Here is a 24,676-nt window from a genome sequence, read left to right as displayed (position 1 = left end):
GCCATCGGCTTGGTGATGACCTTGTGTTCGTTTTCGTAAACTTTCAGCCCTGCGGCGTGGAAGGAGACCAGTACCTTTTCGATCGGCTTGCCAAGCGTTTTGGTGTAGGCCGTGAACTCTTCCACCTTGCCCTCAAAGGCCTGGGGCTCGATAACGACCAGTTTGCTTTTGCTTTCCACGATAAACGACACATCGGCCATGGGATCGAACGAGGCGTAGGTGTGCAGGGTGAAGTTATCGAACGGGTCGGTTGAGAACTGCGCTTCCGGTGCGGAAAATGCGGTTGCAGCCGCCAGACTGCCTGCGAGTATTGCTGCGATCTTTTTCATTTTTTTCTCCTGCATTGTTAAAAGTTCGTGGCCGAACCTTTGGTTTAAAAAAAGCTGATTCCTATGATAAACCCAAATTCATGCCGACCTGTGAGAGCAACTGAACGAGGGTTTCGCGGTCGCCGTCCGGCATGTCGCCGAAAATTTTTTCCAGCAGTCGGGTCGAAATGTTTTCGAATGCGGGGCGGATGGACCGGCCTTTCTCCGTGAGCTGGACGAGGATCACGCGTCTGTCTTCAGGCGACTGTTTTTTTTCTACATAACCATGCTGTTCGAGCGTATTGATCATGCCGGTGACGGTGGATTTAACGCGGCCGGTTTTTTCGACGATCTCTTTCATGGGAACCGGCTGCTGCTGTTGAAACAGATAAAAGAAGATGATGCCATGCGCCGACAGAATGCCGTGGATCTCTTCGTTCTGCAGTTCGCGTTCAATGAACAAGGCGGCGCGTTCCCGGATTCGCCCGATCTGCGCCATAATTCCATTAATGTGCGGTTTTGTTGTCATGGGGCCCATTGATAGTTCGTGGCCGAACCAATGTCAAGGGGGGAATGGAAGAAAGCCGAGGGGAGCGCTCCGGGAGGGCGTGGGAACTCCCGTTATTGAATCGGAAAGGACATCCCGGCCAAGCCGGGCGGGGGGCTCCTGTCGAACTCGGCGAAGGAATACCCGCACGCTTCATGCTCCGTTGCAGGGTCGGGGCACAAAAAAACCCGGCGCGGTGGCCGGGTTTCTTGAGGATGAATCGGGCAGCTTACATCGCTGCGGGAATCCATTGTTCAACCACGCTTGCGTTGTCGAGCATCCACTGGCGGGCGACGTCGAGCGTATCGTCGTCGGAGTCTTTGATTTTCACCATCAGGTCGGAGAGCTGCGGATCGGTCAGGTAGAAGTTTTTGAGGAACTGAGCCAGCTCCGGCTTGTCTTCCTCGAGATCTACGCGCCCGATAATCTCGATGTTGCCGCTTTTCCACATCGGTTTGTCGGCATCCTGTTTGAGGAACTTGAGATCCCAGCGACCGAACATCCAATGGGGTTTCCAAGCGGTAACGACGATCCATTCTTTGTGTTTAATGGCGTCGGAGAGCGCCGCAGTCATGGCGGGTCCGCTGGAGGCCAGCAACTTGATTTCGGTCAGCCCGTACGCCGGGATCAGCTCGTCATCAATCTTCTTCATCATGCCGGCGCCGGCATCGACCCCGGTAATCTTGCCGCCGAATTTGGCCGCGTTGGCCTGCAGCTCGGCGATGGTGTCGATGGTGACATAGCTCGGGACGGCGAGTCCGACTTCGGTGCCTTCGTAGACATTGCCGAGGCTTTTGAGATCGCCGCTGAAGCGGTCCAGATAATCCTTGTGCAGCGCCGGCCAGCATTCCATGAAGGCATCCTGCCCGCCCTGGGCAACGGCGGTGTAGGCCGGTGCAATGTCGGCGGCGGTGATTTCCACGTCATAGCCCATTTGTTCCTCCAGAACGACTTTCGCCAGATGGGTGTAGGCCACGCTTTCCGCCCAGTTCGGATAAACCAGTTTGGCTTCTTTGGCGTTGTTCGTTGCTTGCGGGTTGCATCCGGTCAGCGCCGCGGTGGCGGCGGCCAGAATTCCGGTCGTTGCATAGTTCGTTTTCATTATAATTCTCCGTTGTTAATTCAATTATTTTTGACCGAAGTGTTGCGTTACGCGGTCGAGGTAGATCGCCAGAATCACGATGGATATGCCGGCTTCGAAGCCCAGATCGATTTTGAGCTGGGTGATGCCTTTGAGGACTTCGTTTCCGAGACCGCCGGCACCGATCATGCCGGAGATGACGACCATCGAGAGCGCCAGCATGATGGTTTGGTTTACCCCGGCCATAATGGAGGGCAGGGCGACCGGCAATTCCGCTTTAAGCAGCAGCTGGCGCGGGTTGGAGCCGAACGAGATTGCCGCTTCGCGGATCTCTTCGGGGACCTGGCGGATGCCAAGGCAGGTCAGGCGCACCACCGGCGGCAGGGAAAAGATCATCGTCGCGATCACGCCCGGCACTGGCCCGAGTTTGAAAAACAGCACCGCAGGAATCAGGTAAACAAATGCCGGCAGGGTCTGCATCACGTCCAGAACCGGGCGGATGATCCGCTCGGCCATGTCTTTCTTGGCGGCCCAGATTCCCATCGGGATGCCGAGCGCAAGCGAGATCAGCACGGCCGCCAGAACCAGGGCCAGGGTTTCCATGGTCTGCGTCCAGTAGCCCATGTTGTAAATCAAAAACAAGCCGATCGCACTGAATATGGCGATGTTGCGCGACGCCAGCCACCAGGCCAGCGCGGCCATGATGGCGATCATCAGCACCGGATGCGGCAACAAAAGCACGAACTCAAGTCCGGTCAGTATGGCGGTAACCGAGTTGGAAATCGCATCGAAGAAGACTTCCGCGTTGTCGGTCAGCCAGTTGATGATTTTTTCAAAGAGTTGCCCGACGGGGATTTTAGGGATGCTCATGCCTCACGCTCCATTTCGGCTTCTTCATTGTTTTCGAGGATTTCATCCAGCGGGGTCATGGCTTCCTCTTCGTCGTCATACATTTCGGCCAGGATGGTTGCCCGGTCCAGCTGCCCCATGAGCCGTCCGTTCTCGTCCTGGATGGCGATCGCATAGTTGGCCGTCATGGCGGTTCCCAACAGATCCGCGATCGGCGTGTCCGGCCCGGTAACATAAATGTCCGTCGTCAGGGCCGGCGTCAGGTCTTTCTTCTTGCCGCGCTCCAGCTTGACGGCATCATCGATCGTCACCATGCCGGCTAAGCGGCGCTCGCCGTCGACCGCAAAGACACTCGAAAGGCCTTTCTTTTCCATCAGGCGCACCGCGACGTGCGGGCCGTCTTTCGGGACGGTGATCACGTCGACTTTGCGCATCAGGGCCGAGGCGGTAATCACCTTGCTCCGGTCCACGTTCATCACAAACCGTTTCACATAATCGTCCGCCGGATTGGTGAGGATTTCCTCGGGGGTTCCGATTTGGGCGATTTCGCCGTCTTTCATGATGGCAATCCGGTCGCCGAGCTTCAGGGCTTCGTCGAGATCGTGCGTGATGAACACGATGGTTTTATGCATGCGCGCCTGCAGTTCCTGCAACTCATCCTGCATTTGGGTGCGGATGAGCGGGTCGAGCGCACTGAAGGCCTCATCCATCAGCAACACTTCCGGATCGTTGGCCAGGGCGCGGGCCAGGCCGACCCGTTGCTGCATGCCGCCGCTGAGTTCGTTCGGCATACTGTTTTCGTACCCCTTCAACCCCACCAGCTCCAACGCCTCCTGCGCTTTTTTACGGCGCTCCTCCGCCGGAATGCCGGCGACTTCCAATCCGTATTCCACGTTTTTGATGATGGAACGGTGCGGCAAAAGCCCGAAATGCTGAAACACCATCGAGAGGGTGTTGCGGCGGACCTGCAACAACTCCTCCTTGTTCATTTTCATGATGTCCTGGCCGTCGATCAGGATCTCGCCGCGCGTCGGGCGGATCAGGCGGTTCAGACAGCGGATCACGGTTGATTTCCCGCTGCCGGACAGGCCCATCAGCACAAAGATCTCTTTCTTTTCAATGCTGAAGGAGGCGTTGTTGATCCCGATGGCACAGCCGGTTTTCTTTAGGATTTCATCCTTTTTTGCCCCTTTTTCGATTAAAGGGAAGACCCGTTTGGGGTCGTTTCCAAATACCTTGAACAGGTTTCTGACTTCAATAACGCTCATTGGTTTCTCCGTTGAGCGGCAGACCGAAGGAGCAGCCCTCCCGTCTGCCGTTGGTGGTCCACTTAGAAGTAGTAGCCGAGATTGACGTTGAAACGGCCTTGCCATTCGTCGGCGGTATTCGCGCCGAAATCGCCGCCCGGTCCAACGAAATAGTTGCCGTTGGCGTGGCCGTATTCGATGTAGGTGTACCATCCGCCCATCGAGATGGCGGCGCCGATCGTGTTCATGAAGCTGTCGTTCAACTCGGCGCCGGCATTGTCCTGGCCCTCTTTGAGGATGGCACTGGCTTCCCCGAAAAAGGTGATCGAATTAATCCAGTCGTAGCGCTCAATGTTCCAGGTGTAGCCCAGCGACGCCGAGGGAATCGTGCCGGCCGTCGCAACCGGGGCGGCATAATCGAAGGCCCCCAGGGTTATTAGATCGTCCGACGCCGCCGGATCATTGAAATCCGCACCATAGTCGTAGTGCGTCAGTTGCAACATCAGGTTCCAGGCGCCGTAGGTGGAGGAACTATGGACGGAAGCCGCATATCCCCAGGTGTCATCGGCCGCCGAAGAGCTGTTGGCCTCCAGCAGTCCAACCTGTACCGAAGCACCGATCTCGGTCGGGACGGAATCCGGCAGAACGGCATAGGTCACGCGGCCATTGAACTGGTTGCGTTCTTTGTAGCGGCCGTTTACGGAGCCGTCGTCCACGATGTCGTACGAATAGCGTGCGCTATCCTCGGTTGCGCCGTTTCCGTTCGGCTCGGGCATCAGGTAATAGGCCAGATCAAATTTAAGGTCGCCCATGGAGCGGCTGTACTTCACCCCCAGATCCATGTCGTCGGAGAGGCCCACATAATAGTGCATATCGAAGAACCAGCTCTGGGAAGGGCCATAGGCCCCAACCCCGAAAGGCACGCGGTTGATGCCGGCCTGCAGCTGCGACTCCGCGTCGAAGTTATAGCCCAGCCAAGCGGTGTGAAAGAAACTGTACCCGTTGTACCAGCGGTACTCGCTCTTGGCGACCCAGTCGTCTTTCTGCCAGTCGACGTTGATGCGGAAGACATCCAGCTCCATGTTGCCGCCGTTGTCGCCGCGCGACGGGCCGGCCGAATCGCCGTAGTCGCTTCCGTAGACATAATTCGCGCGGATGCATCCGCCGACGGTCAAGGTGCCGAGGTCTACACCGGTCGCATCGTTGATGATGTCATGAACCGGGATGGTTGCCGATGCGCTGAGCGCACCTAATAGTAAAAGTGTGGAAATGGTTTTTGGGTCAGCAGTGGTGCGTAATCGCAAAACGGGTCTCCTGTTCTGTTAAGGTTATGCAACTGCAAGGCAAACACGAAATCAGGACAGAAATGTTTGATGTCAATCAGAAGATGCGAACGTTCGGTTGGAGGTCCGTCTAACCACCGCAATGAGTCGGACTCATCGGTCCGTCAGGGTGCTTTGCAACGCAGTTGCTTTATTTTGATGTCGAAGTGCGCAGTATTTTCACGCGGGGTGCAGTAGAGCGGATGCGAGCGTGTCGCTCAAGGGATGATTTCGATTTTTTATGGAAAAACCGAAGGAATTCCCGTTTTGTATTGCCTGAACAGGGGGGCTGTGGTCTGGTTTTGGCTTATGAATTTGAACGAGCTCATCGACTACGACCGGCAGCATATCTGGCATCCGTATACCTCCACCACGCATCCGTTGCCGGTTTATCCGGTCGAGCGCGCGGCGGGCTGCTCGATCTATTTGAAGGACGGGCGGGAGCTGGTGGATGGCATGTCCTCGTGGTGGGCGGCGGTTCATGGCTATAACCATCCGGCGCTCAACGCCGCGGCGGAAGCGCAGCTGAAAAAGATGTCGCACGTGATGTTCGGCGGGCTGACGCACCAACCGGCGGTGGAGCTGGCGCGCAAACTCGTCGAACTAACCCCGGCGGCGCTTCAGAAGGTCTTTTTCTGCGATTCGGGGTCGGTGGCGGTGGAAGTGGCCATGAAGATGGCCATGCAGTTCTGGGCATCGCAGGCCCCGGCCAAAACCAAATTCGCCACGATCCGTTCCGGCTATCACGGCGACACCTGGAACGCGATGTCCGTCTGCGATCCGGTCACTGGCATGCACCATGTTTTTAAAGGCAGCCTGCCTGTACACTATTTTGCCGACCAGCCCAAAACGGCGTTCGATGCCCCGTGGGATGCGGCCGACCTCGAATCGCTGGCCGCCATCGTTCGGCGGCATCGCGACGAGCTGGCCGCCGTCATTCTGGAGCCGGTCGTACAGGGTGCCGGCGGCATGTGGTTTTATTCGCCGGACTACCTCAAAGGCGTGCGGGCGCTGTGCGATCAGTATGACGTGCTGTTGATTGCCGACGAAATCGCGACCGGCTTCGGCCGCACCGGCAAGCTGTTCGCCTGCGAGCATGCGGCGGTTGCGCCGGACATCATGTGTCTGGGCAAAGCCATTACCGGCGGATATATGAGCTTTGCCGCCACGCTGGCGACCGACCGGGTGGCCGATGGAATCAGCAACGGCCATCCGGGCGTTTTCATGCATGGGCCGACGTTTATGGGCAACCCGCTCGCCTGCGCCGTCGCCAATGCCAGCATCGATCTGCTGCTCAAATCCGACTGGCCATCCGCCGTCGCCTCGATTGAGAGACAACTGATGGAGGGCCTGAAACCTTGCCAGGGATTGCCCGGGGTGAAAGAGGTGCGCTGCCTCGGTGCCATCGGCGTGGTGGAGCTGACCGAGCCGGTGGAGATGGCCGCGATCCAGAAACAGTTCGTCGACCGCGGGGTGTGGGTTCGTCCGTTTGGCACGCGGGTCTATCTAATGCCGCCGTTTATTATTTCCCAACCTGAGCTGGCGAAGCTTTGCCGGGCGGTTTGCGAGGTCGTGGCGTCGCTGTGAGTGGCGGCTTTCGACAATCGCGCAGGGCTGGACGGGTCTTTATCAGGAGAGGAATGCGAGTATGGGATCGGCATTAACAGACGTATCCAACGTCGCGTTGGAAAATAGAGTCATCGGCTTCAGTGGCAGCCCGAGAAAAAACGGCAACTCGGATCTGGTACTCAAAAAAATCGTGTCGGGCGTTAAAGATGAAGCGCTTCCGGCGGATGGGTGGAATCTGACGGATTTCGCGTTTTCGGGCTGCATCGGATGTGAAAAGTGCCGGAAGTCCAAAATTTGCACGGGCATGATGGATGGCATGTCGCTGCTCTATCCGGAGCTGCAGGCGGCCAAAGGGCTGGTCCTGGTGTCGCCCACGCACAACTATAATATCACCGCCTGGATGAAGGCATTCATCGACCGCCTGTATTGCTTTTATAATTTTGAAAACGACCGCCCCCGCAGCTGGTCCAGCCAGTTGAGCAATCAAGACAGAAAAGCCGTCGTGGTCGCCATCTGCGAACAGGAGTCGGTCGAGGATATGGGCTTTACGTTAGACGCGATGAAGCGTCCGCTCGAAGCGCTGGGCTATGAGATCGTCGGGGAACTGGCGGTGTTCGGCGTCTTTGACAAAGCAAAAGTTCGCGAGCAGGAACCGGTGATGCGCGACGCCTATGCGTTGGGTCGAAAACTCGCCGCTTCATTGACGTAGCGCCGGCGAGGAACCGGCGCCTAAGCGGCTGGTTTAAGAGCCGAGGCCGTTTCTGCTACTGCTCCGGCCAGGGCGAAGAGGTGGCCGGCTCTGCAATGGATCCGATCCGATAGAATGCGGATTTTGCTCCCGGAAGGACCGCGCACGTGGCCGACCACGCGGTCGAATCGTCCTCGCTGGTTGCTGTTGCACTTTCCCAGACATTGCTCAGCAGGTTTGCGTTTGATTGCAGCGTATAGGTAAGCCCCGGCGTGTCCTTGATCAACCAAAAGCACATTTGATCGGGATCGGACGTGCCGTGGAGTTTGGGATTGGGAAATGCGAAGCGTTCGAGCAGGTCGTAGAGATCCCCTGCGCGGTCGCCATTGGTCCCGCTGATGCCGGTCAAGGCCTTGAGACACGAATGATATCTCGTTAGATCCGCGTTCAGAGCTGCCCCAAAGGCATAAAAATAAAAATAATCGGACGCGAAATCTCCTTGGGCGAGATTGGCGAACGAGAGAGAACTGAAGGAATCGTAGTCCGCCATCAGGTCATCCATCACAAGTTGCGCTTCATGAGCGTACCAGCTTCGGGGCCGACTCATCAGGATATTCACGCACTCCCGCACAACCGTTTCCCTTTGGCCGGCCGCAATGGCCAAGCGCCAAGCTTGAGCTTGTTGCGTCGCAGTGCTGCGCTCATTGAGCGATGCCGGGGTCCGCGTACTGATCAACCATGACAACGCCGTGGTTTTCACGGAATCGGGAGCAACCACATGCCCTCCATCAAAATACAAATCGTTGATCACCGAGTCCCACTGACTCAGGTAGCTTGCGTCGTAAGACATTGGCCATGAGGAGCTATCGGAAAGGCCGATCGAGCGCGCAACCAACAGATTGGTCTGAACGCGGTCGATCGAACAGTAGCGGTTTGGATAGCGCCCCATCCACCCGCTCATCGAAAATATTCCAGCAACATGTTGGGCGCGAATCCGGCTGTATCCGTATGAGACCAACCCTCCGCCAGACATGCCGGTCGCGAATTCTGCAGTCGGATCGAAAAGAACTCGGCAACGGATATCGCGGGTCACCGCATAGCATTCTTTCAAGACAATGTCCCAACCTGCATTGTTTTTGGGGCCGGTAACGCCGACGACAATGATATTCAGGGCGGAACATACGCTCTTGAAGGCTGGAACCATGCCGCCCCCATTCGCATTGAATGTGTAAAGAATCGGTAGCGGGGTGCTGTTGGTCGAATAAGCCGGGGGCAGATAAATATCATAGCTGATGGAGGGATGTTCCATACACGTGACCGTCCCTCGTTGGTTCGCTGAAAGCGGGAAGGATAGTAACCCCGCGGCTGCGCATACGCTATTTAAGCAATAGAAAAGCAATGTGGCGCCAATGAGATTGAAATACTTTTTCATGCGTTGTCCGGTTGTGTTCATTGATGATCCGATATCTAACTAATCGACCGATCAGGGTTTCATCCCTCCTGCTGCCCTCAACCCCTCGCGCCATTGAAACGGGTGAAACAGCATGAGGAAACGAGCTCGCCCGCAAGGTGCTTTCGGGGTGCGGCGCCTTGCAATGCGCATGTCTTGGGTGAAAAGAACGTATAAAACGTGAAGGGCGTCGCCAAGGGTTTTTTCATGTTTCTTTTTCTCCAAATCGTTCCCGTTGATTCCGCCGCCGCCAGGAGCGCCGGGTTCCCAAAACCATATAGATGAACAAGGTTATAACCTAACGCATAATAAACGGAAAAGAGTTTGTTCATGCCGCGCGGAAAAATAAAATTTATAAAAACGCCAGTTGCTTCGGCGGCGGTGAAACGCGGGGGTTCCGGATGCAGCAGTTGTTCTTTGGTCTTTGAAAGAAGCGAGCTCGAATCGAGGTCGGGCAGGCATTAACAAGGAGAGGTACGATGAAAAGCCGGACGTTAAATATCAGCGGAATGGTTCTAATGCTGTTGCTGTGCAGTGTTGCGAAGGCGGCGATCACGGTGCCGGGCGCAGACGGCTCGGACGGCGCATTGCTGATTACCGAAAATACGGTGATCGACCTGTCGCTGGCAACCACCGGGGAGTGGGACGATGCCGGCGCCGGAAACGGGGTCTACGATTCGAACAAGTGGGCGGTCGTGTTCAAATACTCCAGCGTGGTCGTTTCCAACGGGGCCACTTTGACGTTCGCCAACCACCCGAGCCGCGCGCCGGTGGTCTGGTTGGTCTCCGGCGATGTCACCATCGATGGCTCGCTGAATCTAAACGGCCAGAGCCATCAAACCGCACCGGTTCATGCCGAGCCGGGCCCGGGCGGATTCCGCGGCGGCGCCGGAACCTACAGCTCCGGCGCCTATGCCGGTGCCGGATTTGGCATCGGCGGCGACCGGCATGTTCCGCATGGAGGTGGCCTTGTCCGAGGCGCCGCCGCAGTGGACGGTGATTGCCTTTGCCGGCCCGCACGGGACCATTACGCCTTCCGGCTTGCAGTATGCGGCTCCCGGATCGAATTCGTTTTATTTCGAGATCGCGCCGGACCGGTGGCATCACATTGCGGACGTCACAACCAACGGGTTTTCGGTGGGGGCGGTTGAAAGCCTGACGCTATCCGGCGTGAGGGCCAATCTGGAAATCCGGGCCGAGTTTGCGCAAAACCTGTTCACGAATGCGCCGGTGCCGGTGCCGGAAGTGTGGCTGGCGGAATATGGGTGGACGAACAACTTCGCGGTCGCCGTGACCAACGATACCGACGGCGACGGCTTCGAGGCCTGGGAGGAATATGTCGCCGGCTCAACGCCCACGAACAAAGCCTCCTTTTTCCACATCACGCAAATCGTGGATCTGGAGGGAAGTCTACAGGTCAGCTGGGCGCCGTCCCTCGAAAAACGCCGCTATCGGGTCATGCTTGCACCCGCACTCGGCGAACCGTTCGCCGAAGAGATTGGGACGGTTCTGGGCCCGGCCGATTCAATCGTCCTTCCGGTATCGCAGGCCCATGGCATGGTGCTGATTCTGGTGGAGTTGGTGGCCGACAGCCCGTAATCCTGAATTCGGGAAAGGGGCCACGGACCAACTCGGAAAGAGTCGGCGGCCCAGAGGATTGGGGGATACATGCCCGGTACTGGCAATTATTGCACCGGCATCTAACCATTGAGACTCCCTGCTAATGGAAATCTTGGCCACAAGAGAGCGCAAAGGACGCAGAGACAAAGAAATAGTGCTTTGTTCTCTCTGTGCTCTCTCGTGGCTAATACTCCCATTATTTTAGTGCCGCATCTATAATTGGTCGGCGGTTTGCCAGGTGTTGTTCCGTGGCTCAAATCCGTTTCCCGGTTTATCCGATCTGTGTCATTTCGTTGACGGAGAAGCTGGCCAGCGCGCCGTCCAATTCAGCCATGCAGGCCTTGAACTGCGCCGAGTCGAGATGCCGCTCTTTGGATGGACGGTTTTCGAAGACCACGAACTGCGCCGTATTTTGTTTCGCGATGTTTGACCGGGACTTTAAGGGGGGGCGCTTCTGCGGATCGATCGTGATCTTCCCCGCCTTGCCCCAAGCCCCTCGTGTTTATTGATTTAGTCCAAATTCGTTCACGTCCATGCAGAACGTCTTGCCGTCGGTGAAAATACGCCTGCTGTCTGCGGATACGGCATATTTAACTTCATCGAGGTTGGCGTTGGCCGGCAGGACATTGATGATGTTGTTGGCATCCGTTAGGGCGACAATGCGAATGCGTTTGTCTGCCCGGCGGAGATACTGATTGGTTGCGGTGTCCAAAACGTAGACATACCCTTCAACACGCGCCAGCATTTCAGTTGCCTCGATAATCTCGCCAACGAAATGTCGGCGAAGATCTCCGTCGAAATTTCGCCGGACCATGAGATGAATCTTCTCGCCTGGTTTGAGTATCATGATTGGTTCCTCTTAAAAATGGCTTATTGGCCAGGCTGCAGGCTGGGTTCCCGCCCGCGCTTTCGTTATCCGATCTGTGTCATTTCGTTGACGGAGAAGCCGGCCAGCGCGCCGTCCAATGCGGCCATGCAGGCCTTGAAATGCGCCGAGTCGAGATGCTGCTGCAGCAGCGCTTTGGATTACCAGTTTTCGAAGACCACGAACTGTGCCGGGTTTTCGTTGTCCTGGTGCAGGGTGTAAAGGATGCAGCCCTCGTCTTCGGCGTGCGTCTTTTCAACCAGCTTCAGCAGTTCCGCTTTCACGGTTTCGATCTGGTCTGCGGTGGCTTCGATGTTGGCTACAATCGTCAGTTTTTCCATTTTTTTCTCCTGGGTCAGTTTTGGGGGCGAAGGGTTGACGGCCGAACGTCGGACGGCAACAACTCCTTCTATGCTGAACCTTACGAACTTTGGCCGAGCGATACAAATCGCAAAATGGCGTTCGCCGGATTTCGATTAAGCGCCGGGAAGTCCGGGGCGGACCTTGACGGTTTTTTCGCGCTTGATGGTGACGGATCCGGGTTTGGCGCCGCGCGGTTTGCCGACGTGCTTGGCCTCGGTGTAGTTGACGGGGACGGTTCCGGCGTTGCGGGCCTTGGAGTGCCAGGCGGCGATGGCGGCGGCTTGTTTAATGGTGGCGGTGTCGGGCCTTTCGCCGGCGGGGTGGCGAAGGACGACGTGGCTGCCGGGAAGACCGCGCACGTGGAACCAGAGATCGTTGGGGCGGGCGACCTGCAGGCTGAGCAGATCGTTGTCGGCATCGGTTTTACCGGCCAGGGCTTCGAAGCCGCCGGGCAGTTCATAACCCCAATATTCTGGCTGGATTTCTTTTCCTCGCATGCGGAATAGTGTTAACCACTCAACCCACGAATGACACGGAAAATATCGACATGAACCTATTTGCATACGGAACATTGATGTGGCCGGAGGTGCTGCAGTCGGTCGCGGGGCGGCGGCTGGAGGGAACCCCGGCAATCCTCGAAGGCTACCAGCGGCTCCGGGTCGTCGACCAGCACTACCCCGTGGTGGTTCCCTCAAGCGGGGATGCCGTCGAAGGCATGCTCTATCTAAATTTGACGGAACGGGAGTTCCGCTTCCTGGATGCATTCGAGGGCGAGGAATACGACCGGATCGAAGTGGGCATCGGGTGCGAAACGGCCTTTGTCTACGTGCTTGCCGAGGCGTGGAGGCATATCGCCGCCGACGTCCCTTGGTCCCCGGACCAGCTGACCGCCGAGCACCTTTCGGCCTTCTGCTCCGAATACAAGGGGTGGGCCGAAATGCGGTCCCGGGAATAAACGCGCCCTCGGCCCTAAAAGAGATTGCATGTCCCTTCGTGGTCTGATTTTGTTGCAACTCTAAAGGTGGGATTAATGTTTGGAACAGACTTTACGGGCAGAGGGATTGGGCAGGGCGTTGCGGGGGCGTGCCTGCGGCTTTTGCTGTGGGGGTGCATCTGCGCTTCCCCGGCGGCGGCCCGGCCCGACCCGTCTGGAAGGCTCCGTTGGATGGGGCACTGGAAGGGCGAAGGCGCCCGCGAAACCTTGGTTTGCGAGGTGCTCGACGAGTTCCGTTTTCTCCACCCCGAACTCGCGATTGATTTCCGCTTTTCCGCCGATGTGCTTCCCCAGAAGTCGCAGGCTGCCGCCGCGAATTATCTGGTGGAAATGATCCGCACGGGCAACCTTGAATGGGATGTCGTATGGCTGGATTCGCTGATTTACGGCATGGTGGCCGACCAGTTGGACGATTGGGATTGGGGGCGCAAGCATCTGGTCGATTTTTCCGCGGTTCCCGGTTTCGAGAAGACCCAGAAAGAGTTCCTGGTGCAAGGCGATGGCACCCACGCCTACACCGCCGGGTTTTTTTCGGGGCCCTATATCGAAGGATTTTTCTACACGGCCTGGTATAACAAAGCCGTGGCCGGCCGGCTGGGGATCGAGATCCGCGAAGAGGGCATGACCGAGCAAGACCTGCTGGGGTACGTCGAAAAGGTCCATGCCTACAACCAAACGGCGGATCAACCGATTGCGGCGTTTCTGGATGTGGCGCGCTCCGGGTCGATGTCGCGCCTTTACTATGCGTTCCTGTGTTCCCGTATCCCCGGGTGTGTGCCCGACAAGGCGTTCGATGAAGCCGCCCGGGAAGAGGCCTATGCCCGAACGGAGGACTATTTCGCGCAGCTGGGCCGCTTCCGGCCGCTGGCGGGCAATGGTTCGTCGAGGGAATGGCCGGCCGCGGCGGACTTCATGCTGAACCAAAACCGCGCCCTGTTTTTCTTCGATGCCTCCTGGCGCTATACGGCTTTCAAGGCCGCTTGCCCCGAGCAAATGGATCGTCTTCGTCTGGCGCAAATGCCCGGCTTCGACGGGAATTGCCATGCGATCGGCGGATATATCGCGACTTGGGCGGTCCTGAAAAACGCCCCGGGCCGCGATGCGGGGATCGAATTGATGCGCTTTTGGAGCCGCCCTCCGATCGCCCAAAAGTGGGTGCGCTGCACCAAGTGTCCGACGGGCCTCAAAGGCGACCTGTATGATCCGACGTTTGGGCAGGACATCTTTGCCGAATACCAGCGGAAACTCCTCGAGACGTGCCGGCAACCCATTCCGGCGCTGCCGGTTCATCCCATGAAATATGTTAAACAATGGCCGGACTTCGATCTGCGCCGGAGCGGGGGCGCAATCCGCGCGTTGCGCGGGGAGGGCGCGGAATGAAAAAGATGCTGCTCTCCCTGGCCTTCAAGCTTGGCCTGGCGATTTTCATGATCGCCTCCGTCCTGTTGTCCGGGCTGGAAATCTTCTATGCCCACCGCGTCAACCTGGAAATCGACCGCCGCTTGGACTCCCTGGCGCAGATCCCCGGGCGGCTGATGAACGAGCAGGCCATTCCCTATTCCACCGCCCGCGACGCCGCCGCGCTGTCGCGGCTGGTTGAAGAGCGCGTGGTGCTCGCGGTGCTGGGGCAACCGGACGGAACCATCTATTACAGTACGGACCCTGCGCTGGAAGGATCCAACGTGGCCGATGTCGGCGGTTCCCTGGGACTGCCGTTCTGTAGCCAGGTCCAGCCTGAAGCCGTTGTGTCGCGGGTCGGCGAGGGGGCGGGTTCCCACCTGATTTCGACGACCCCGCTCTTTTCGGACGGCCGCTGGCTTGGCAACCTCTGCCTAAAGCTGGAAACCGCCAACGCCGCCCTGCAAAAGAAACAGAGCGCCCTGGGCTTCCTGATCGGTTTCCTTGCCAGCATTGCACTGGTCACCCTGCTCAGTGCGCTGTTCGTGCGCCAGATGACCGTGCCCCGCCTGAACAACATCCTCGGCTGCATCCAAGCCGTCGAGCAGGGCGACCTGTCCTTCCGGGTCAAGCGTACCGTCTCGCAGGATGAGCTGGGCGCGCTCGGCCGCGGGGTAAACCGCATGGTGGAGCGGCTCGAAAACCAACGCCACGAGCAGGAGCGGCTCAAAGCCGAACTGCAAGACGCCAAGGAGGCCGCCGAAAGGGCCAGCCGCACCAAAAGCGAATTCCTGGCCAACATGAGCCATGAAATCCGCACGCCGATGAACGGGGTGCTGGGCATGACCCAGTTGATCCAAGACACGCCGCTCTCGCCGGAACAGCGCGATTATGTCGGGACCATCTCCTCGTCCGCCAACAACCTGCTGAAGATCATCAACAACATCCTCGACCTCTCCCGCATCGAAATGGGCAAATTCGACCTCAACATGACCACGGTCGATATGGCCAAGGTCGTGGACGAACTGCATACGTTTTTCACCCCCTCGGCCAAGAGCAAGGGGCTGGAGCTGAGGGTCGACTGCCCCGGCGACCTCCCGTTCGTGCGCTCCGATGAAGGCCGTCTCCGCCAGGTGCTGATCAACCTGATGGCCAACGCGGTCAAGTTCACGCAAAAAGGCCATGTCGAGATCGGCGTCCGCTGTTTGGATCGGTCCGGCCACGAATGCACGTTTGCCTTCCGGGTCTCCGATACGGGCATCGGCATCCCGCAAGAAGCCCAGGAGATGATTTTCCAGGAGTTTATCCAGGCCGACGGCTCATACACGCGCGAGTTCGGCGGAACCGGGCTCGGGTTGGCCATCTCCAAGAAAATCGTAGAGCAACTCGGCGGCCGGCTCACCGTCCGCAGCACGCCCGGCGTGGGCTCCGAATTCAATTTCAACATCACCCTCAACATGGACGTTCCGCAGGCGGAAGGCGATCCGGTTGAGGTTCCGCCGGTGAATGAACAATTGGGCCTCTATGTGCTCGTGGTCGAAGACAACAAGCTCAACCAACGGGTGTTGGTGAAGATCCTCGAGAAAATGGGGTGCCGGTCCGACGTCGCCGAAAACGGCCGCGAAGCGCTGGCGATGCTCAAGCTCGCCCGGCCGCCGGAGCAACGGCCGGCCTACGACATTGTCCTGATGGACATCCAGATGCCCGTGCTCGACGGACTCAAGGCCACCGCCATGATCCGCGCCCAGGAAGGCAGCGAAACGCATATCCCGATCATCGCCATCACCGCCCACGCCATGAAGGGCGACCGCGAAAAATTCCTCGAACAGGGAATGGACGGATACCTTTCCAAGCCGATCCGGCGCGAGGATGTGCGCGCCATGCTTAAACATCATACCTGAACCGACGCGGCGTGCCGCTATCTAGTAAAAAATGCTAATTATTCCGGCCGTTTAATGTCGCGTCGGTCCCGCTTTCTTTTGCACATTTCAGGGTGTCGATGAGCCCTAAATGAAAAGGAAGCAGATGCACGGTCACGGAAAAGTACCCATGTTCAAGATGAAGCCCAACATCGGTGCCCTCGTGGCTTCCGGTGTGGTGCTGTTGCTTGGGGTTTTGTTTTTTTTCGATTCGATTAGCGACCCCGGCGACATTGCCGCCCACGGGCGCGGAAAGCTGACGTTGGCGGTCAGCATCGTGATTTCGGGCCTGCTTTTCATCATCTCCACCGGGCGCATGTGGTTCAAACACCTGTGGCACGACCGCTACCGCTAAGCAAAAAAGGGCGCCCAACGAGCGCCCTTTTCACTTCCGAGGTCCGGGGGGTTAGAGGTCCCGGATTTTCAGGTTCCGCCAACTCACGCTCATCGGGTGCAGCTTTGCGTTGACGGCGTGTACCTGTAGGCCGATTTGGCCTTTCGGGTGGCTCTTGTAGATTTCCCCGTCGGAGAGATCCGCGATCGGGACGCCGTTGATGAAGGTCTGGATGCGCGGACCCCGCGCAACGATCCGGAAGTGGTTCCACGCGCCGTTCTTGAAGTGGCTGTGTTGGTTGACCGCCGGATCCTTGGATTTCGGCTCGGGAGAAAGCCAGCCGCGGCCGGTCGCTTCGCCGTAGATGAAGCCCGCCTGGCCCGGGCCTGCCTCGATTTCCACCTGCGGGCCATAGAAGCGTCCGGGCGGGAACTTGCCTTCCGCGGCGTCGCGCGAGCGCGAACGGATCTGGACGCCGGAGTTGAGCCGGTCGTGAACCATCGTTTCAAACTCCAGTTCGAAGTCGCCGTATTGCGCTTTGGTGGCCAAAAAGGTGTTCGGGCTGGGGACCGCCGTGGTTCCGGTAATCACGCCGTCCTTCACCGCGAAGGTCGCGTTGCCGTCTTCGATGTCGAATTCGCTCAGGTCCTTTCCATTGAACAGCGGTTTCCAGCCGTCCGAAAGTTCGCGGATCCGGACGGTGCGGAACTCGGCATTCGCGCGCTCCGCCTGCAGGCAGATGGCCCCTTCGCTGACCGAGGCGTTCCAGCCCTTGTTGACCAGCCGGCCGTTCACGAAAACCTCGATCGTGTTGCCGCGCGCGAAGATATTCATCGTGTTCCACTCGCCGGATGGCTTTTCGGCGCCGTCGACCAGATTGATCCGTCGGCGGCTCGGGCCGTTCTTGCCGGCCGGCGCAACCTGCTCCGGATTCACGTCGATGTTCTCGCCGATCACCCAGAAGTCGCCCGCGTTGTCCTTCATCAGCTGAACTTCGATCGACTGCGGCCAAACGCTCATGAAGCGCGGTTTCGAGCAATGGATCAGGCAACCGTTGTTTCCGCCGGTGTCCGGCCAGCGCCACTCGATCTCGAGTTCATAGTTCGAATAGCTTTTATCGGTGCGCATCACGCCGTTGGGTTTGCCTTTTCCCTGCACGATGATCGTGCCGTCCTTGACCGACCAGATCTCTTCGGGCTGCACCTTGTCGAGCGTGTCGAAGCTCCAGCCCGTGAAATCCTTGCCGTTGAACAGCGGGGTCCAGCCGCCCTCGTTCGCAACCGCGGCCGAAACGAGTCCGGCCAGGCATAGGGTCATTGTTTTTTTCATCTCAACTCCTTGTTCGTTAACGTCTGCGGATCGGTTCCCCGTCGCCCGGAACGGGCACGGCGTTTTCCGGGGGCAGCTTGACCGTCCCCGTTTCAAAATCCTCGGCCGCGATGCCGTGGGTGAAGTCGTACCACGGCGACTTCGGATTCAGGAACAGATCGCTCCATTGGATTTTTTGCCCCGTGTAGCAGGCCATCCGGCCCAGAATGGCGGTCCCCGTCGCCTCGGCCACGATCTGCGCCTCGTTCAGCGGTTGGCCGGCGCGGACGCCGCGGATCAGGTCGACCATCTCCTGCAAGCTCTCATTGTCGGTATCGACCTTCGGGTCGGGTACCGCAACCGCCGCGTCGCCGCGGAGCTTGCCGCCGCCGAGGACCACCCCCTTGGCGCCGCGCAGCTCTTCGCCGACGCGGTTGAAGCATCCGGAGATCTGGCGGCATTGGCTGTGGATATGGACGTTGTCGCCATAGTCGAGATCCACGCTGAAAAAGTCGAACGAGTTGCCGGACTCGCGGCGCGCGCGGCCGCCGAAGCCGACGGCGGATTTCGGGGTGCGGCCGATGAACCAGTTGGCCACGTCGAGATTGTGGACGTGCTGCTCGACGATGTGGTCGCCGCCGGTTTCGATCCAGTTCAGCCAGTTGCGCGCCAGATAGTCGGCGTCGGTGTCGCCGGGGCGGCGTTCCTTGATCCACGGAACCGTTCCGTTCCAGGAGACGATGCCGCCGAGGATTTCGCCGATGGCGCCGGCCTCGACCAGGGCTTTGTTTTTCAGATAGCCCGCCGAATGGCGCCGCTGCATCCCGGCCGAAATGCCGAGCCCCTGGCTTTTCGCGTATTCGCCCAGCGCGAGCACCTTGCGGCAACCCGGCGCATCGACCGCGACCGGCTTTTCGATGAAAACGTTTTTCCCGGCCTTGAGCATGGCTTCGAGATGGAGCGGCCGGAACAGCGGGGGCGTCACGAGCAACACGAATTCCGCATCCGATGCGGCCACCTTGCGGTAGGCATCGTAGCCCGCGTGGCATCGGTCGCCGGAAACCTTAAACTGCGCGGCGCCGGTTTGGACTTGCTCCGCGAAGGCATCGGCCAAGGCGACCACTTCGCTTTGCAGCCCCAGGAGTTCGCAGGCTTTAAGGAAATTCTTGAGGTCGGCTTTTCCGCGTCCGCCGCAGCCGACCAGCGCCACCTTCACGGTCTTTCCCGGTGCCGCCGAGGCCAGCCCGGCCAGCCCCGCCACGGTTCCGGCGATTGCGGTGGTTTTCAGTGAGGTCCTACGTGTGTATGCATTGTCCATGATCCCGCTCCCTGAGTTGTTTACCTTAAGACGTTTGCGGCGACCGAAACCAGACACGCGTGCTCGGCTTTGTCTCCGGCGGCCTGGATGCTGGCGAAGGGTGCCGGCTCCATTTCTCGAAAACTTGATTATAAGCTCGAAATTGTTGCCTACGTTGCTACCGTTTAGACCGTGAAGGCGATTAATTATTTCAAACAGAACCGTCCTGTGCACTTGGCTCGGCGCGATGTCTATTTCGAGCAGGCGGCCGAGTTGATTGCCGCCCAGCAGAGTTCCTCCCCGTTCGAAATCAAGATCGCCGATTATGAGGAAATCCTCTACCTGCTGCGCGTTGCCCGCGAACATGCCCGCTTCTCCGTCCGCGATGCGGGGTCGAACGAGATCGACGAACAGTTCGGGCGGTTCATCAATTTGATTGCGGGCAATGTGAAGGCCGTGCTTTCCATGATGACGCTGAAGAACATGGTCGAGAGCGACGGTTCGTTTTTCACGTTCCTGGGCTCGAACGAGGCGTCCGTGGGGTTGCAGGCCGAGGAGTACCAGCGGCGCGCCAGCGACATAATCCGCTCCATCAACAATACCCTGAAGCTGGCGGGAGAGCCGTTCGAGCAGTTGAAGGTCGAGAACGGCGCCGCCGCAACGGCGGATGAACTGGCGCGCTACGGCAAGGCGCGCGAGCACTTCGTGTCGCTCGTCAAAGAGGGCCGGCACCGCAACCGCATTCCCAGTTCGCGCAAGATCACGCCCTTTTAAGCAGCGATGCCCCGCGTTTGGGCGCGGTGGACGATCCGGGATTCGGCTGCGCGCAAGACGCCCTCCGCCGGTTTTATTCCCGGCTGAATTTCCGGTCGAGCTCGGTGAAGCTGGTGTAGATGAGGGTGGGGCGGCCGCGCGGGGAGGTGTAGGGCATTTCGGTTTTGGCCAAATCCGAGACGAGCTTTTCAATCTCCCTGTCGGAGAGTTGGTCCTTCGACCGGACGGCGGTCTGGCAGGCGGCCTGCGCAATCTTGGCCTGCACGAGTTCGCGCGCGCCCCGCTTTTTGCCCGCCTTTTCGATTTCGCGGACGATTTCCACCAGCAGGGTTTCGGCGGGCTCGTTTTGGACGTAGACGGGCAGGGCATCGACAATGAAGGTGTCGCCGCCGAATTCCGAAACCCCGAAGCCCAGCTCCTGCAACGTATCCATATTGTTCCGCACCGTCATGGCGTCGGACGGCAGCAGGTCGATGGTCTCGGGGGCGAGGAGCCCCTGTTTCGGAACGGCGTGCTCGTGCACGGCATGCATGAATTTCTCGAACAGGACGCGCTCATGGGCGGCGCGCGGTTCCATCAGCACGTAGCCATCCTCGGTTTCGAGGACCACGTAGTTCCCGCCCAGCTGCCCGACGATGCGGCACCAGCCCCACGGCGATTGCGGCTTGGCCGCCGGCGCGGCCGCCGGGCGATCCGTGTTCCGCGCTTCGCGGGGTTCGGTGGCGGGTGCGCCCGTCTGCGCTGTTCGCGCTTCGTCCGCCTTCGGCGTGTCGATCTTTCGGTTCGCCACCAGTTCGGGACGAACGAGGATTTCGTCCATCTGTTTCTGGCTTTCGAACCTGGGCCGGACGGGCGGGGGCGTCGGCAACGCGATCCGCTCCCCGTCGGATGGAATTTGTTCCGGCGAAGGGGGCAGTGCGAGATTCGGGGTTCCGGGTTCTTCTCCCAAAAAGCCCATCGCCTTGGCGAGTGCGGCGACGACGGCGTCGCGCAGCTGGTTGGGGTGGCGGAAGCGCACTTCTTTTTTGGTCGGGTGGACGTTGACGTCCACGAGCGACGGCGCCATCTCGATGAATAGGAAGACGGCGGGATAGCGGCCGCGGGCGATGAGCGAATGATAGGCCTCGTTCAGCGCATGGTAGACCACCGGGGCCGAGGCGGGCCGATGGTTCACGAAAATATACTGGTCCTGCCGGTCCTTGCGCCCGGTCTGCGGCAAGCCCGCGTAGCCCGTGATCCGGTAATCGGTGTCGGAATAGTCGATCGGCACCAGCTGCTCGAAAAACCCGTGGTTGTAGAGCTCGCTGATGCGGTCTTCCATTTTGCCGGACGCCGGCAGGTTGTAGGCGACGCGCTCGTCCACCTTCAGGCTCATGCCGATTTCGGGGTGGGCCAGGGCCATCACCAGAAACAGTTGGCGGATGTGCGAGAGTTCGGTCTGTTCGGCGCGCAGAAACTTGCGCCGCGCGGGGACGTTGAAAAACAGGTTGCGGATTTCGATGCGCGTGCCGACCGGGCAGCCGATGTCGTCGCACCCGAGGAACTTGCCGCCGGCAATCTGGATTTCGGTGCCGGCGAGCTCCTCTTCGGGGCGGGTGATCAGCGTGAAACGCGATACCGACGAGATGGCCGCGAGCGCCTCGCCGCGAAAGCCCATCGTGTGGATGTTTTCGATGTCGGCTTCCGAGCGGATTTTGCTGGTGGCGTGCCGTTCGATGCTCAGCAAGGCCTGGTCGCGCACCATCCCGCACCCGTTGTCGGTGATGGCGATCAGCTGGCGTCCCCCCTGGATGATCTCCACGTCCACTTGGGTGGCGCCGGCATCCAGCGAATTTTCGAACAGTTCCTTCATGACCGAGGCCGGGCGTTCGACCACCTCGCCAGCGGCAATCTTGTTGATCACCTGGTCGGGCAGCATCTGGATGACGGGTTTTTCGTGCATCGGCGGAACATAGCAAACCGCCGCCGCAAAAAGAAAGGGCGCTCCCCGATTTTCAAAACCGGCCCGATTTTCCCCGCGCAAAACCCGCGATCCGGGCCGGAATCAATCGAACGTATTGGTGACGACGACGTCGTCGAGCGAGAGCATATCCTTCGGCGGGGGCGGCTCGCCAATGGCTTTGCCAACGGCGACGGCCATGCAGATGGCGTGGTCGTCGGGCAGGTTGATCAGCTCGCCGACGGCGTCGAAATCGAAGCCGTCCATCGGGCAGGAATCGTAGCCCATCGACTTGGCGGCCAGCATCAGGGTCTGGGCGGCGATGCCGCAGGAGCGCATGGCTTCGTCGCGCTGAACCTGGTCGAGCCCGCTGTAATAATGCTCGATCGCGGGGACAATGAATTCCTGGACGTTCTCCGGCGCGGAGCGCCAGTAGCGCATCGGTTCCTTTTCCCAGGCCTTGAGGTCGGCGCAGAGGATGATCAGCAGCGAGGCGTCCGTGACCTGCTCTTGGTTCCACGAGGCGCTCTTGAGCTGCTGGCGCAACGCGGTATCGTCCACCACGACGAAACGCCAGTTCTGCTGGTTGAAGGCCGTCGGCGAGTGCAGCGTCAACGACAAGAGTTTGTCGATCTCCTTCTTCGTCATCCGATGGTTGGGATCGAATCGGCGTACCGAGCGCCGCTTTTGTATCGCGGAATGGACATTCATGACTGTTTTACCCCCTGATTTCATCCGACCATACGCGATGGGTTCCGAAGTGATAAGTTTAAAGTCGGGGATTTGACATGCTTGGCTCGCCCCGGCGGCCCTGCTGATGAAAGAGCGGCCGCGGGGTTGATGTTGCAACGCGCCCGGTGCGCATTCGGTGCTAGACGCGCGCGCTTTCCGGCGGTAGCCTTTTTGCGCATTGAATCGCGAAAGGGTGTTGCCATGAAGAGAATGGTTTTGGGGCTGGTGGTCGGAGTGTGGGTTGCCGGGGTTTCCCGAGGTGCGGACAGTAAAAAACCTAGTGTCGGCTACACCGATACGCCCAAGCTGCCTTCGGGCTGGTGCGTTCATGATATCGACCGACCGCAACCGGCGGTCGTCGCCCCGGCCGCCGCGATCGGCGCGCCGCCGTCCGATGCAATCGTACTGTTCGACGGAACCGGGCTCTCCGGCTGGGTCGGCACCAAGCAGGCCGATCCGACCAAGAAAAAATACAACCCCGAGGGCCAGGCGCTCTGGAAGGTTGAAAACGGCTATCTGGAATGCACGCCGACCGGATCGATCATGACCAAGCAAAAATTCGGCGACTGCCAGTTCCACATCGAGTGGCAGACGGCCAACCCGCGGCAGGGCGATTCGCAGGGCGCGGGCAACAGCGGGGTTTTCATGATGCGCCGCTACGAAACCCAGGTGCTCGACAACTTTGAAAACCGCACCTATGCCGACGGCATGGCCGGCTGCGTCTACGGCCAAACGCCCCCGCTGGTCAACGCCTGCAAAAAGCCGGGCGAGTGGCAGTCCTACGACATTGTTTTCCAGGCCCCGCGCTTCGACGGCGACACGCTGGTTTCCCCGGCCTATGTGACCGTTTTCCTCAACGGGATCCTGGTTCAGCACAAGACGGAAATTCTGGGGGCGACCGTCCATAAAAAACTGCCGGTCTACAAGCCGCACGGCAAGGACGTCATCCTGCTGCAGGACCACAACAACAATACGCGCTTCCGCAACATCTGGATCCGCGAACTCGACCTGCTGAAAGACGACCGGAAGCAATGAGCAATGGGTTGCCGGCATGGGCGGCCAACCATTCTTCGTTCTACCCGCGGGTTTCGTCCGGATAGGCAAGGCCCCACTGGTCGCGGAGCGTATCCATTGTTTGCATGACGGCCAGTGTTTCGGAGAGCGGCAGGATCTCGCTTTCCGTTTTTTGCGCCGCGATGCACTCCATCGCATGCGCGATTTCGAAGCGGAAGTTTTCGCCGTCGCCATAGGGGGCGCGGATGCGCTCGGGCGCGTCGGATCCTTTGCGGTGAATCTCGAACTCCTGCGCCCCCCAAAAGAGGGGAACCCGGATGAAGCCCTTGCTGCCGTAGACGATGCCTTCGTTCGGCGCGGCCGCCGACATCGAGGAGGTGAGCATGGCCCGGCCCCCGTTGGGGTAGTCGAGCAGGTAGAACGAGCTCTCGTCGACCTCCGTTTCGCTCATCACGACGCTGCTTTGGATCCGCTCCGGATGGGCCCCGAAAACCAGGTTGGCGAAGGTGATCGGATAAATCCCCAGATCCAGCAACGCCCCGCCGGCCAGCGCCTTGTTTTTCAGCCGGTGTTCCGCCGGGAAGTCGGCGCCCAGGCAAAAACAGGCCGTGACCGTTTTAACGTCCCCGATCGCGCCCGCGGCCAAAACCTGCTGCAGTTTTACAATGGCGGGCAAAAAACGCGTCCAGACCGCCTCCATCATAAACCGTTGCTTTTCGCGGGCCAGTTCCATGAGTTGCCGGGTTTGGGCGGCGTTGACGGTGAAGGGTTTTTCGCAAAGCACGTGTTTGCCGTGTTCCAGGCAGAGCCGGATGTTTTCGAAGTGGAAGTTGTGGGTGGTGGCAACGTAGACCGCGTCGATCTCGGGATCGGCCACCAGGGACTCATAGTCGGTATAGACCCGCGCCATGCCGTGCTTGTCCGCAAACTCCTGCGCCCGCCCCGGCGTCCGAGACGCCCCCGCAAGCAATCGTCCTTCTTCCAAGGTCGCAAGGCTTGTTGCGAATAGGTTGGCGATGCCGCCGCAGCCAATGATTCCCCAGTTAATCGTCTTCATT

24 protein-coding genes and 2 pseudogenes are annotated in these 24,676 nt (G+C 59.3%); 10 read left to right on the top strand and 16 right to left on the bottom strand.

The window, feature by feature from the left end; all coding sequences use genetic code 11:
* The 6 genes and pseudogenes from ABYO54_RS01375 to ABYO54_RS01350 all read right to left on the bottom strand — a co-directional run.
* Nucleotides 1–329, bottom strand: a pseudogene (locus tag ABYO54_RS01375) (hypothetical protein); the annotation flags it as partial.
* Between the two features lie 61 nt (nucleotides 330–390).
* Nucleotides 391–837 carry a MarR family winged helix-turn-helix transcriptional regulator gene (locus ABYO54_RS01370; protein WP_372806161.1) on the bottom strand — a complete coding sequence of 149 codons (447 nt, stop codon included), beginning with the start codon at nucleotides 835–837 and terminating at the stop codon, nucleotides 391–393.
* Between the two features lie 247 nt (nucleotides 838–1,084).
* Nucleotides 1,085–1,957: a glycine betaine ABC transporter substrate-binding protein gene (locus tag ABYO54_RS01365; protein WP_372806159.1), complete on the bottom strand. Its 873-nt coding sequence runs from the start codon at nucleotides 1,955–1,957 to the stop codon at nucleotides 1,085–1,087.
* A 24-nt stretch (nucleotides 1,958–1,981) separates the two neighbouring features.
* Nucleotides 1,982–2,806 (bottom strand): ABC transporter permease, encoded by an 825-nt coding sequence (locus ABYO54_RS01360; RefSeq protein ID WP_372806157.1) that lies wholly within the window; start codon nucleotides 2,804–2,806, stop codon nucleotides 1,982–1,984.
* Nucleotides 2,803–4,053, bottom strand: a complete 1,251-nt coding sequence (locus ABYO54_RS01355; protein WP_372806156.1) for a glycine betaine/L-proline ABC transporter ATP-binding protein — start codon at nucleotides 4,051–4,053, stop codon at nucleotides 2,803–2,805. The genes ABYO54_RS01360 and ABYO54_RS01355 overlap by 4 nt, the downstream gene beginning before the upstream one ends.
* A 62-nt stretch (nucleotides 4,054–4,115) precedes the next feature.
* Entirely contained in the window at nucleotides 4,116–5,336 is a 1,221-nt protein-coding gene (locus ABYO54_RS01350; RefSeq protein WP_372806154.1) for a hypothetical protein, read from the bottom strand.
* A gap of 327 nt (nucleotides 5,337–5,663) precedes the next feature.
* Between ABYO54_RS01350 and bioA the strand changes: the two genes are divergently transcribed.
* Both bioA and ABYO54_RS01340 read left to right on the top strand, forming a co-directional pair.
* Entirely contained in the window at nucleotides 5,664–6,941 is a 1,278-nt protein-coding gene (bioA, locus tag ABYO54_RS01345; RefSeq protein WP_372806152.1) for an adenosylmethionine--8-amino-7-oxononanoate transaminase, read from the top strand.
* A gap of 61 nt (nucleotides 6,942–7,002) precedes the next feature.
* The gene (locus tag ABYO54_RS01340) at nucleotides 7,003–7,632 is read left to right on the top strand and encodes a flavodoxin family protein (protein WP_372806150.1); all 630 of its coding nucleotides are present in this window, start codon (nucleotides 7,003–7,005) and stop codon (nucleotides 7,630–7,632) included.
* A 55-nt stretch (nucleotides 7,633–7,687) separates the two neighbouring features.
* Here ABYO54_RS01340 and ABYO54_RS01335 read toward each other — a convergent pair whose 3' ends face one another.
* Complete coding sequence (locus ABYO54_RS01335) at nucleotides 7,688–9,043, bottom strand: hypothetical protein (protein ID WP_372806149.1); 1,356 nt, start codon at nucleotides 9,041–9,043, stop codon at nucleotides 7,688–7,690.
* 497 nt (nucleotides 9,044–9,540) lie between these two features.
* Between ABYO54_RS01335 and ABYO54_RS01330 the strand changes: the two genes are divergently transcribed.
* A complete protein-coding gene (locus ABYO54_RS01330; RefSeq protein WP_372806147.1) occupies nucleotides 9,541–10,212 on the top strand; it encodes a hypothetical protein in 672 nt (223 codons plus the stop codon).
* Nucleotides 10,199–10,660 carry a hypothetical protein gene (locus ABYO54_RS01325; RefSeq protein ID WP_372806145.1) on the top strand — a complete coding sequence of 154 codons (462 nt, stop codon included), beginning with the start codon at nucleotides 10,199–10,201 and terminating at the stop codon, nucleotides 10,658–10,660. The genes ABYO54_RS01330 and ABYO54_RS01325 overlap by 14 nt, the downstream gene beginning before the upstream one ends.
* 292 nt (nucleotides 10,661–10,952) lie before the next feature.
* Here the strand turns inward: ABYO54_RS01325 and ABYO54_RS01320 are convergent, their stop codons facing one another.
* The 4 genes and pseudogenes from ABYO54_RS01320 to ABYO54_RS01305 form a co-directional block, all read right to left on the bottom strand.
* Nucleotides 10,953–11,078 (bottom strand): hypothetical protein, encoded by a 126-nt coding sequence (locus ABYO54_RS01320; RefSeq protein WP_372806143.1) that lies wholly within the window; start codon nucleotides 11,076–11,078, stop codon nucleotides 10,953–10,955.
* Between the two features lie 105 nt (nucleotides 11,079–11,183).
* The gene (locus tag ABYO54_RS01315) at nucleotides 11,184–11,528 is read right to left on the bottom strand and encodes a hypothetical protein (protein WP_372806142.1); all 345 of its coding nucleotides are present in this window, start codon (nucleotides 11,526–11,528) and stop codon (nucleotides 11,184–11,186) included.
* Nucleotides 11,529–11,593: 65 nt separating this feature from the next.
* Nucleotides 11,594–11,887 (bottom strand): annotated as a pseudogene (locus ABYO54_RS01310) (putative quinol monooxygenase).
* A gap of 135 nt (nucleotides 11,888–12,022) precedes the next feature.
* Nucleotides 12,023–12,406, bottom strand: a complete 384-nt coding sequence (locus ABYO54_RS01305) for an NFACT RNA binding domain-containing protein (protein WP_372806140.1) — start codon at nucleotides 12,404–12,406, stop codon at nucleotides 12,023–12,025.
* A 50-nt stretch (nucleotides 12,407–12,456) separates the two neighbouring features.
* On the opposite strand from ABYO54_RS01305, the gene ABYO54_RS01300 reads away from it, so the two are divergent.
* From ABYO54_RS01300 to ABYO54_RS01285, 4 genes are all read left to right on the top strand, one after another.
* A complete protein-coding gene (locus ABYO54_RS01300; protein WP_372806138.1) occupies nucleotides 12,457–12,864 on the top strand; it encodes a gamma-glutamylcyclotransferase family protein in 408 nt (135 codons plus the stop codon).
* Between the two features lie 210 nt (nucleotides 12,865–13,074).
* The gene (locus ABYO54_RS01295) at nucleotides 13,075–14,283 is read left to right on the top strand and encodes a hypothetical protein (RefSeq protein WP_372806136.1); all 1,209 of its coding nucleotides are present in this window, start codon (nucleotides 13,075–13,077) and stop codon (nucleotides 14,281–14,283) included.
* Nucleotides 14,280–16,202 (top strand): ATP-binding protein, encoded by a 1,923-nt coding sequence (locus tag ABYO54_RS01290; RefSeq protein ID WP_372806134.1) that lies wholly within the window; start codon nucleotides 14,280–14,282, stop codon nucleotides 16,200–16,202. The genes ABYO54_RS01295 and ABYO54_RS01290 overlap by 4 nt, the downstream gene beginning before the upstream one ends.
* Nucleotides 16,203–16,350: 148 nt before the next feature.
* On the top strand, nucleotides 16,351–16,575 hold the full coding sequence (locus ABYO54_RS01285) for a hypothetical protein (RefSeq protein ID WP_372806133.1): 225 nt from the start codon (nucleotides 16,351–16,353) through the stop codon (nucleotides 16,573–16,575).
* 51 nt (nucleotides 16,576–16,626) lie between these two features.
* Here ABYO54_RS01285 and ABYO54_RS01280 read toward each other — a convergent pair whose 3' ends face one another.
* Both ABYO54_RS01280 and ABYO54_RS01275 read right to left on the bottom strand, forming a co-directional pair.
* Nucleotides 16,627–17,883: a DUF1080 domain-containing protein gene (locus tag ABYO54_RS01280; RefSeq protein ID WP_372806131.1), complete on the bottom strand. Its 1,257-nt coding sequence runs from the start codon at nucleotides 17,881–17,883 to the stop codon at nucleotides 16,627–16,629.
* Between the two features lie 16 nt (nucleotides 17,884–17,899).
* Complete coding sequence (locus ABYO54_RS01275) at nucleotides 17,900–19,180, bottom strand: Gfo/Idh/MocA family protein (protein ID WP_372806129.1); 1,281 nt, start codon at nucleotides 19,178–19,180, stop codon at nucleotides 17,900–17,902.
* A gap of 171 nt (nucleotides 19,181–19,351) precedes the next feature.
* On the opposite strand from ABYO54_RS01275, the gene ABYO54_RS01270 reads away from it, so the two are divergent.
* A complete protein-coding gene (locus ABYO54_RS01270; RefSeq protein WP_372806127.1) occupies nucleotides 19,352–19,933 on the top strand; it encodes a hypothetical protein in 582 nt (193 codons plus the stop codon).
* A gap of 73 nt (nucleotides 19,934–20,006) precedes the next feature.
* Here the strand turns inward: ABYO54_RS01270 and mutL are convergent, their stop codons facing one another.
* Both mutL and ABYO54_RS01260 read right to left on the bottom strand, forming a co-directional pair.
* Nucleotides 20,007–21,875, bottom strand: a complete 1,869-nt coding sequence (gene mutL / locus ABYO54_RS01265; RefSeq protein WP_372806125.1) for a DNA mismatch repair endonuclease MutL — start codon at nucleotides 21,873–21,875, stop codon at nucleotides 20,007–20,009.
* Nucleotides 21,876–21,977: 102 nt separating this feature from the next.
* Nucleotides 21,978–22,583, bottom strand: a complete 606-nt coding sequence (locus ABYO54_RS01260) for a nitroreductase family protein (protein WP_372806123.1) — start codon at nucleotides 22,581–22,583, stop codon at nucleotides 21,978–21,980.
* Nucleotides 22,584–22,805: 222 nt separating this feature from the next.
* Between ABYO54_RS01260 and ABYO54_RS01255 the strand changes: the two genes are divergently transcribed.
* Nucleotides 22,806–23,639 (top strand): DUF1080 domain-containing protein, encoded by an 834-nt coding sequence (locus ABYO54_RS01255; protein ID WP_372806121.1) that lies wholly within the window; start codon nucleotides 22,806–22,808, stop codon nucleotides 23,637–23,639.
* Nucleotides 23,640–23,679: 40 nt separating this feature from the next.
* Here the strand turns inward: ABYO54_RS01255 and ABYO54_RS01250 are convergent.
* Nucleotides 23,680–24,676 (bottom strand): Gfo/Idh/MocA family protein (locus ABYO54_RS01250; RefSeq protein ID WP_372806119.1); only part of this gene is annotated, 997 nt, incomplete at its 5' end.

The sequence above is a fragment of the Pontiella sp. genome (assembly GCF_041622395.1).
GTDB lineage: Bacteria > Verrucomicrobiota > Kiritimatiellia > Kiritimatiellales > Pontiellaceae > Pontiella.
The sequence above is the reverse complement of the archived record's forward strand: the minus strand, read 5'-3'. Positions and strand labels throughout refer to the sequence as shown.

Coding starts and splice junctions, on each gene's coding strand:
- ABYO54_RS01275 (WP_372806129.1), bottom strand. CDS start 19,180: ATGGACAATGCATACACACGTAGGACCTCACTGAAAACCACCGCAATC.
- ABYO54_RS01355 (WP_372806156.1), bottom strand. CDS start 4,053: ATGAGCGTTATTGAAGTCAGAAACCTGTTCAAGGTATTTGGAAACGAC.
- ABYO54_RS01340 (WP_372806150.1), top strand. CDS start 7,003: ATGGGATCGGCATTAACAGACGTATCCAACGTCGCGTTGGAAAATAGA.
- ABYO54_RS01300 (WP_372806138.1), top strand. CDS start 12,457: ATGAACCTATTTGCATACGGAACATTGATGTGGCCGGAGGTGCTGCAG.
- ABYO54_RS01365 (WP_372806159.1), bottom strand. CDS start 1,957: ATGAAAACGAACTATGCAACGACCGGAATTCTGGCCGCCGCCACCGCG.
- ABYO54_RS01260 (WP_372806123.1), bottom strand. CDS start 22,583: ATGAATGTCCATTCCGCGATACAAAAGCGGCGCTCGGTACGCCGATTC.
- ABYO54_RS01305 (WP_372806140.1), bottom strand. CDS start 12,406: ATGCGAGGAAAAGAAATCCAGCCAGAATATTGGGGTTATGAACTGCCC.
- ABYO54_RS01280 (WP_372806131.1), bottom strand. CDS start 17,883: ATGAAAAAAACAATGACCCTATGCCTGGCCGGACTCGTTTCGGCCGCG.
- bioA (WP_372806152.1), top strand. CDS start 5,664: ATGAATTTGAACGAGCTCATCGACTACGACCGGCAGCATATCTGGCAT.
- ABYO54_RS01285 (WP_372806133.1), top strand. CDS start 16,351: ATGTTCAAGATGAAGCCCAACATCGGTGCCCTCGTGGCTTCCGGTGTG.
- ABYO54_RS01330 (WP_372806147.1), top strand. CDS start 9,541: ATGAAAAGCCGGACGTTAAATATCAGCGGAATGGTTCTAATGCTGTTG.
- ABYO54_RS01315 (WP_372806142.1), bottom strand. CDS start 11,528: ATGATACTCAAACCAGGCGAGAAGATTCATCTCATGGTCCGGCGAAAT.
- ABYO54_RS01255 (WP_372806121.1), top strand. CDS start 22,806: ATGAAGAGAATGGTTTTGGGGCTGGTGGTCGGAGTGTGGGTTGCCGGG.
- mutL (WP_372806125.1), bottom strand. CDS start 21,875: ATGCACGAAAAACCCGTCATCCAGATGCTGCCCGACCAGGTGATCAAC.
- ABYO54_RS01370 (WP_372806161.1), bottom strand. CDS start 837: ATGACAACAAAACCGCACATTAATGGAATTATGGCGCAGATCGGGCGA.
- ABYO54_RS01335 (WP_372806149.1), bottom strand. CDS start 9,043: ATGAAAAAGTATTTCAATCTCATTGGCGCCACATTGCTTTTCTATTGC.
- ABYO54_RS01290 (WP_372806134.1), top strand. CDS start 14,280: ATGAAAAAGATGCTGCTCTCCCTGGCCTTCAAGCTTGGCCTGGCGATT.
- ABYO54_RS01295 (WP_372806136.1), top strand. CDS start 13,075: ATGGGGCACTGGAAGGGCGAAGGCGCCCGCGAAACCTTGGTTTGCGAG.
- ABYO54_RS01360 (WP_372806157.1), bottom strand. CDS start 2,806: ATGAGCATCCCTAAAATCCCCGTCGGGCAACTCTTTGAAAAAATCATC.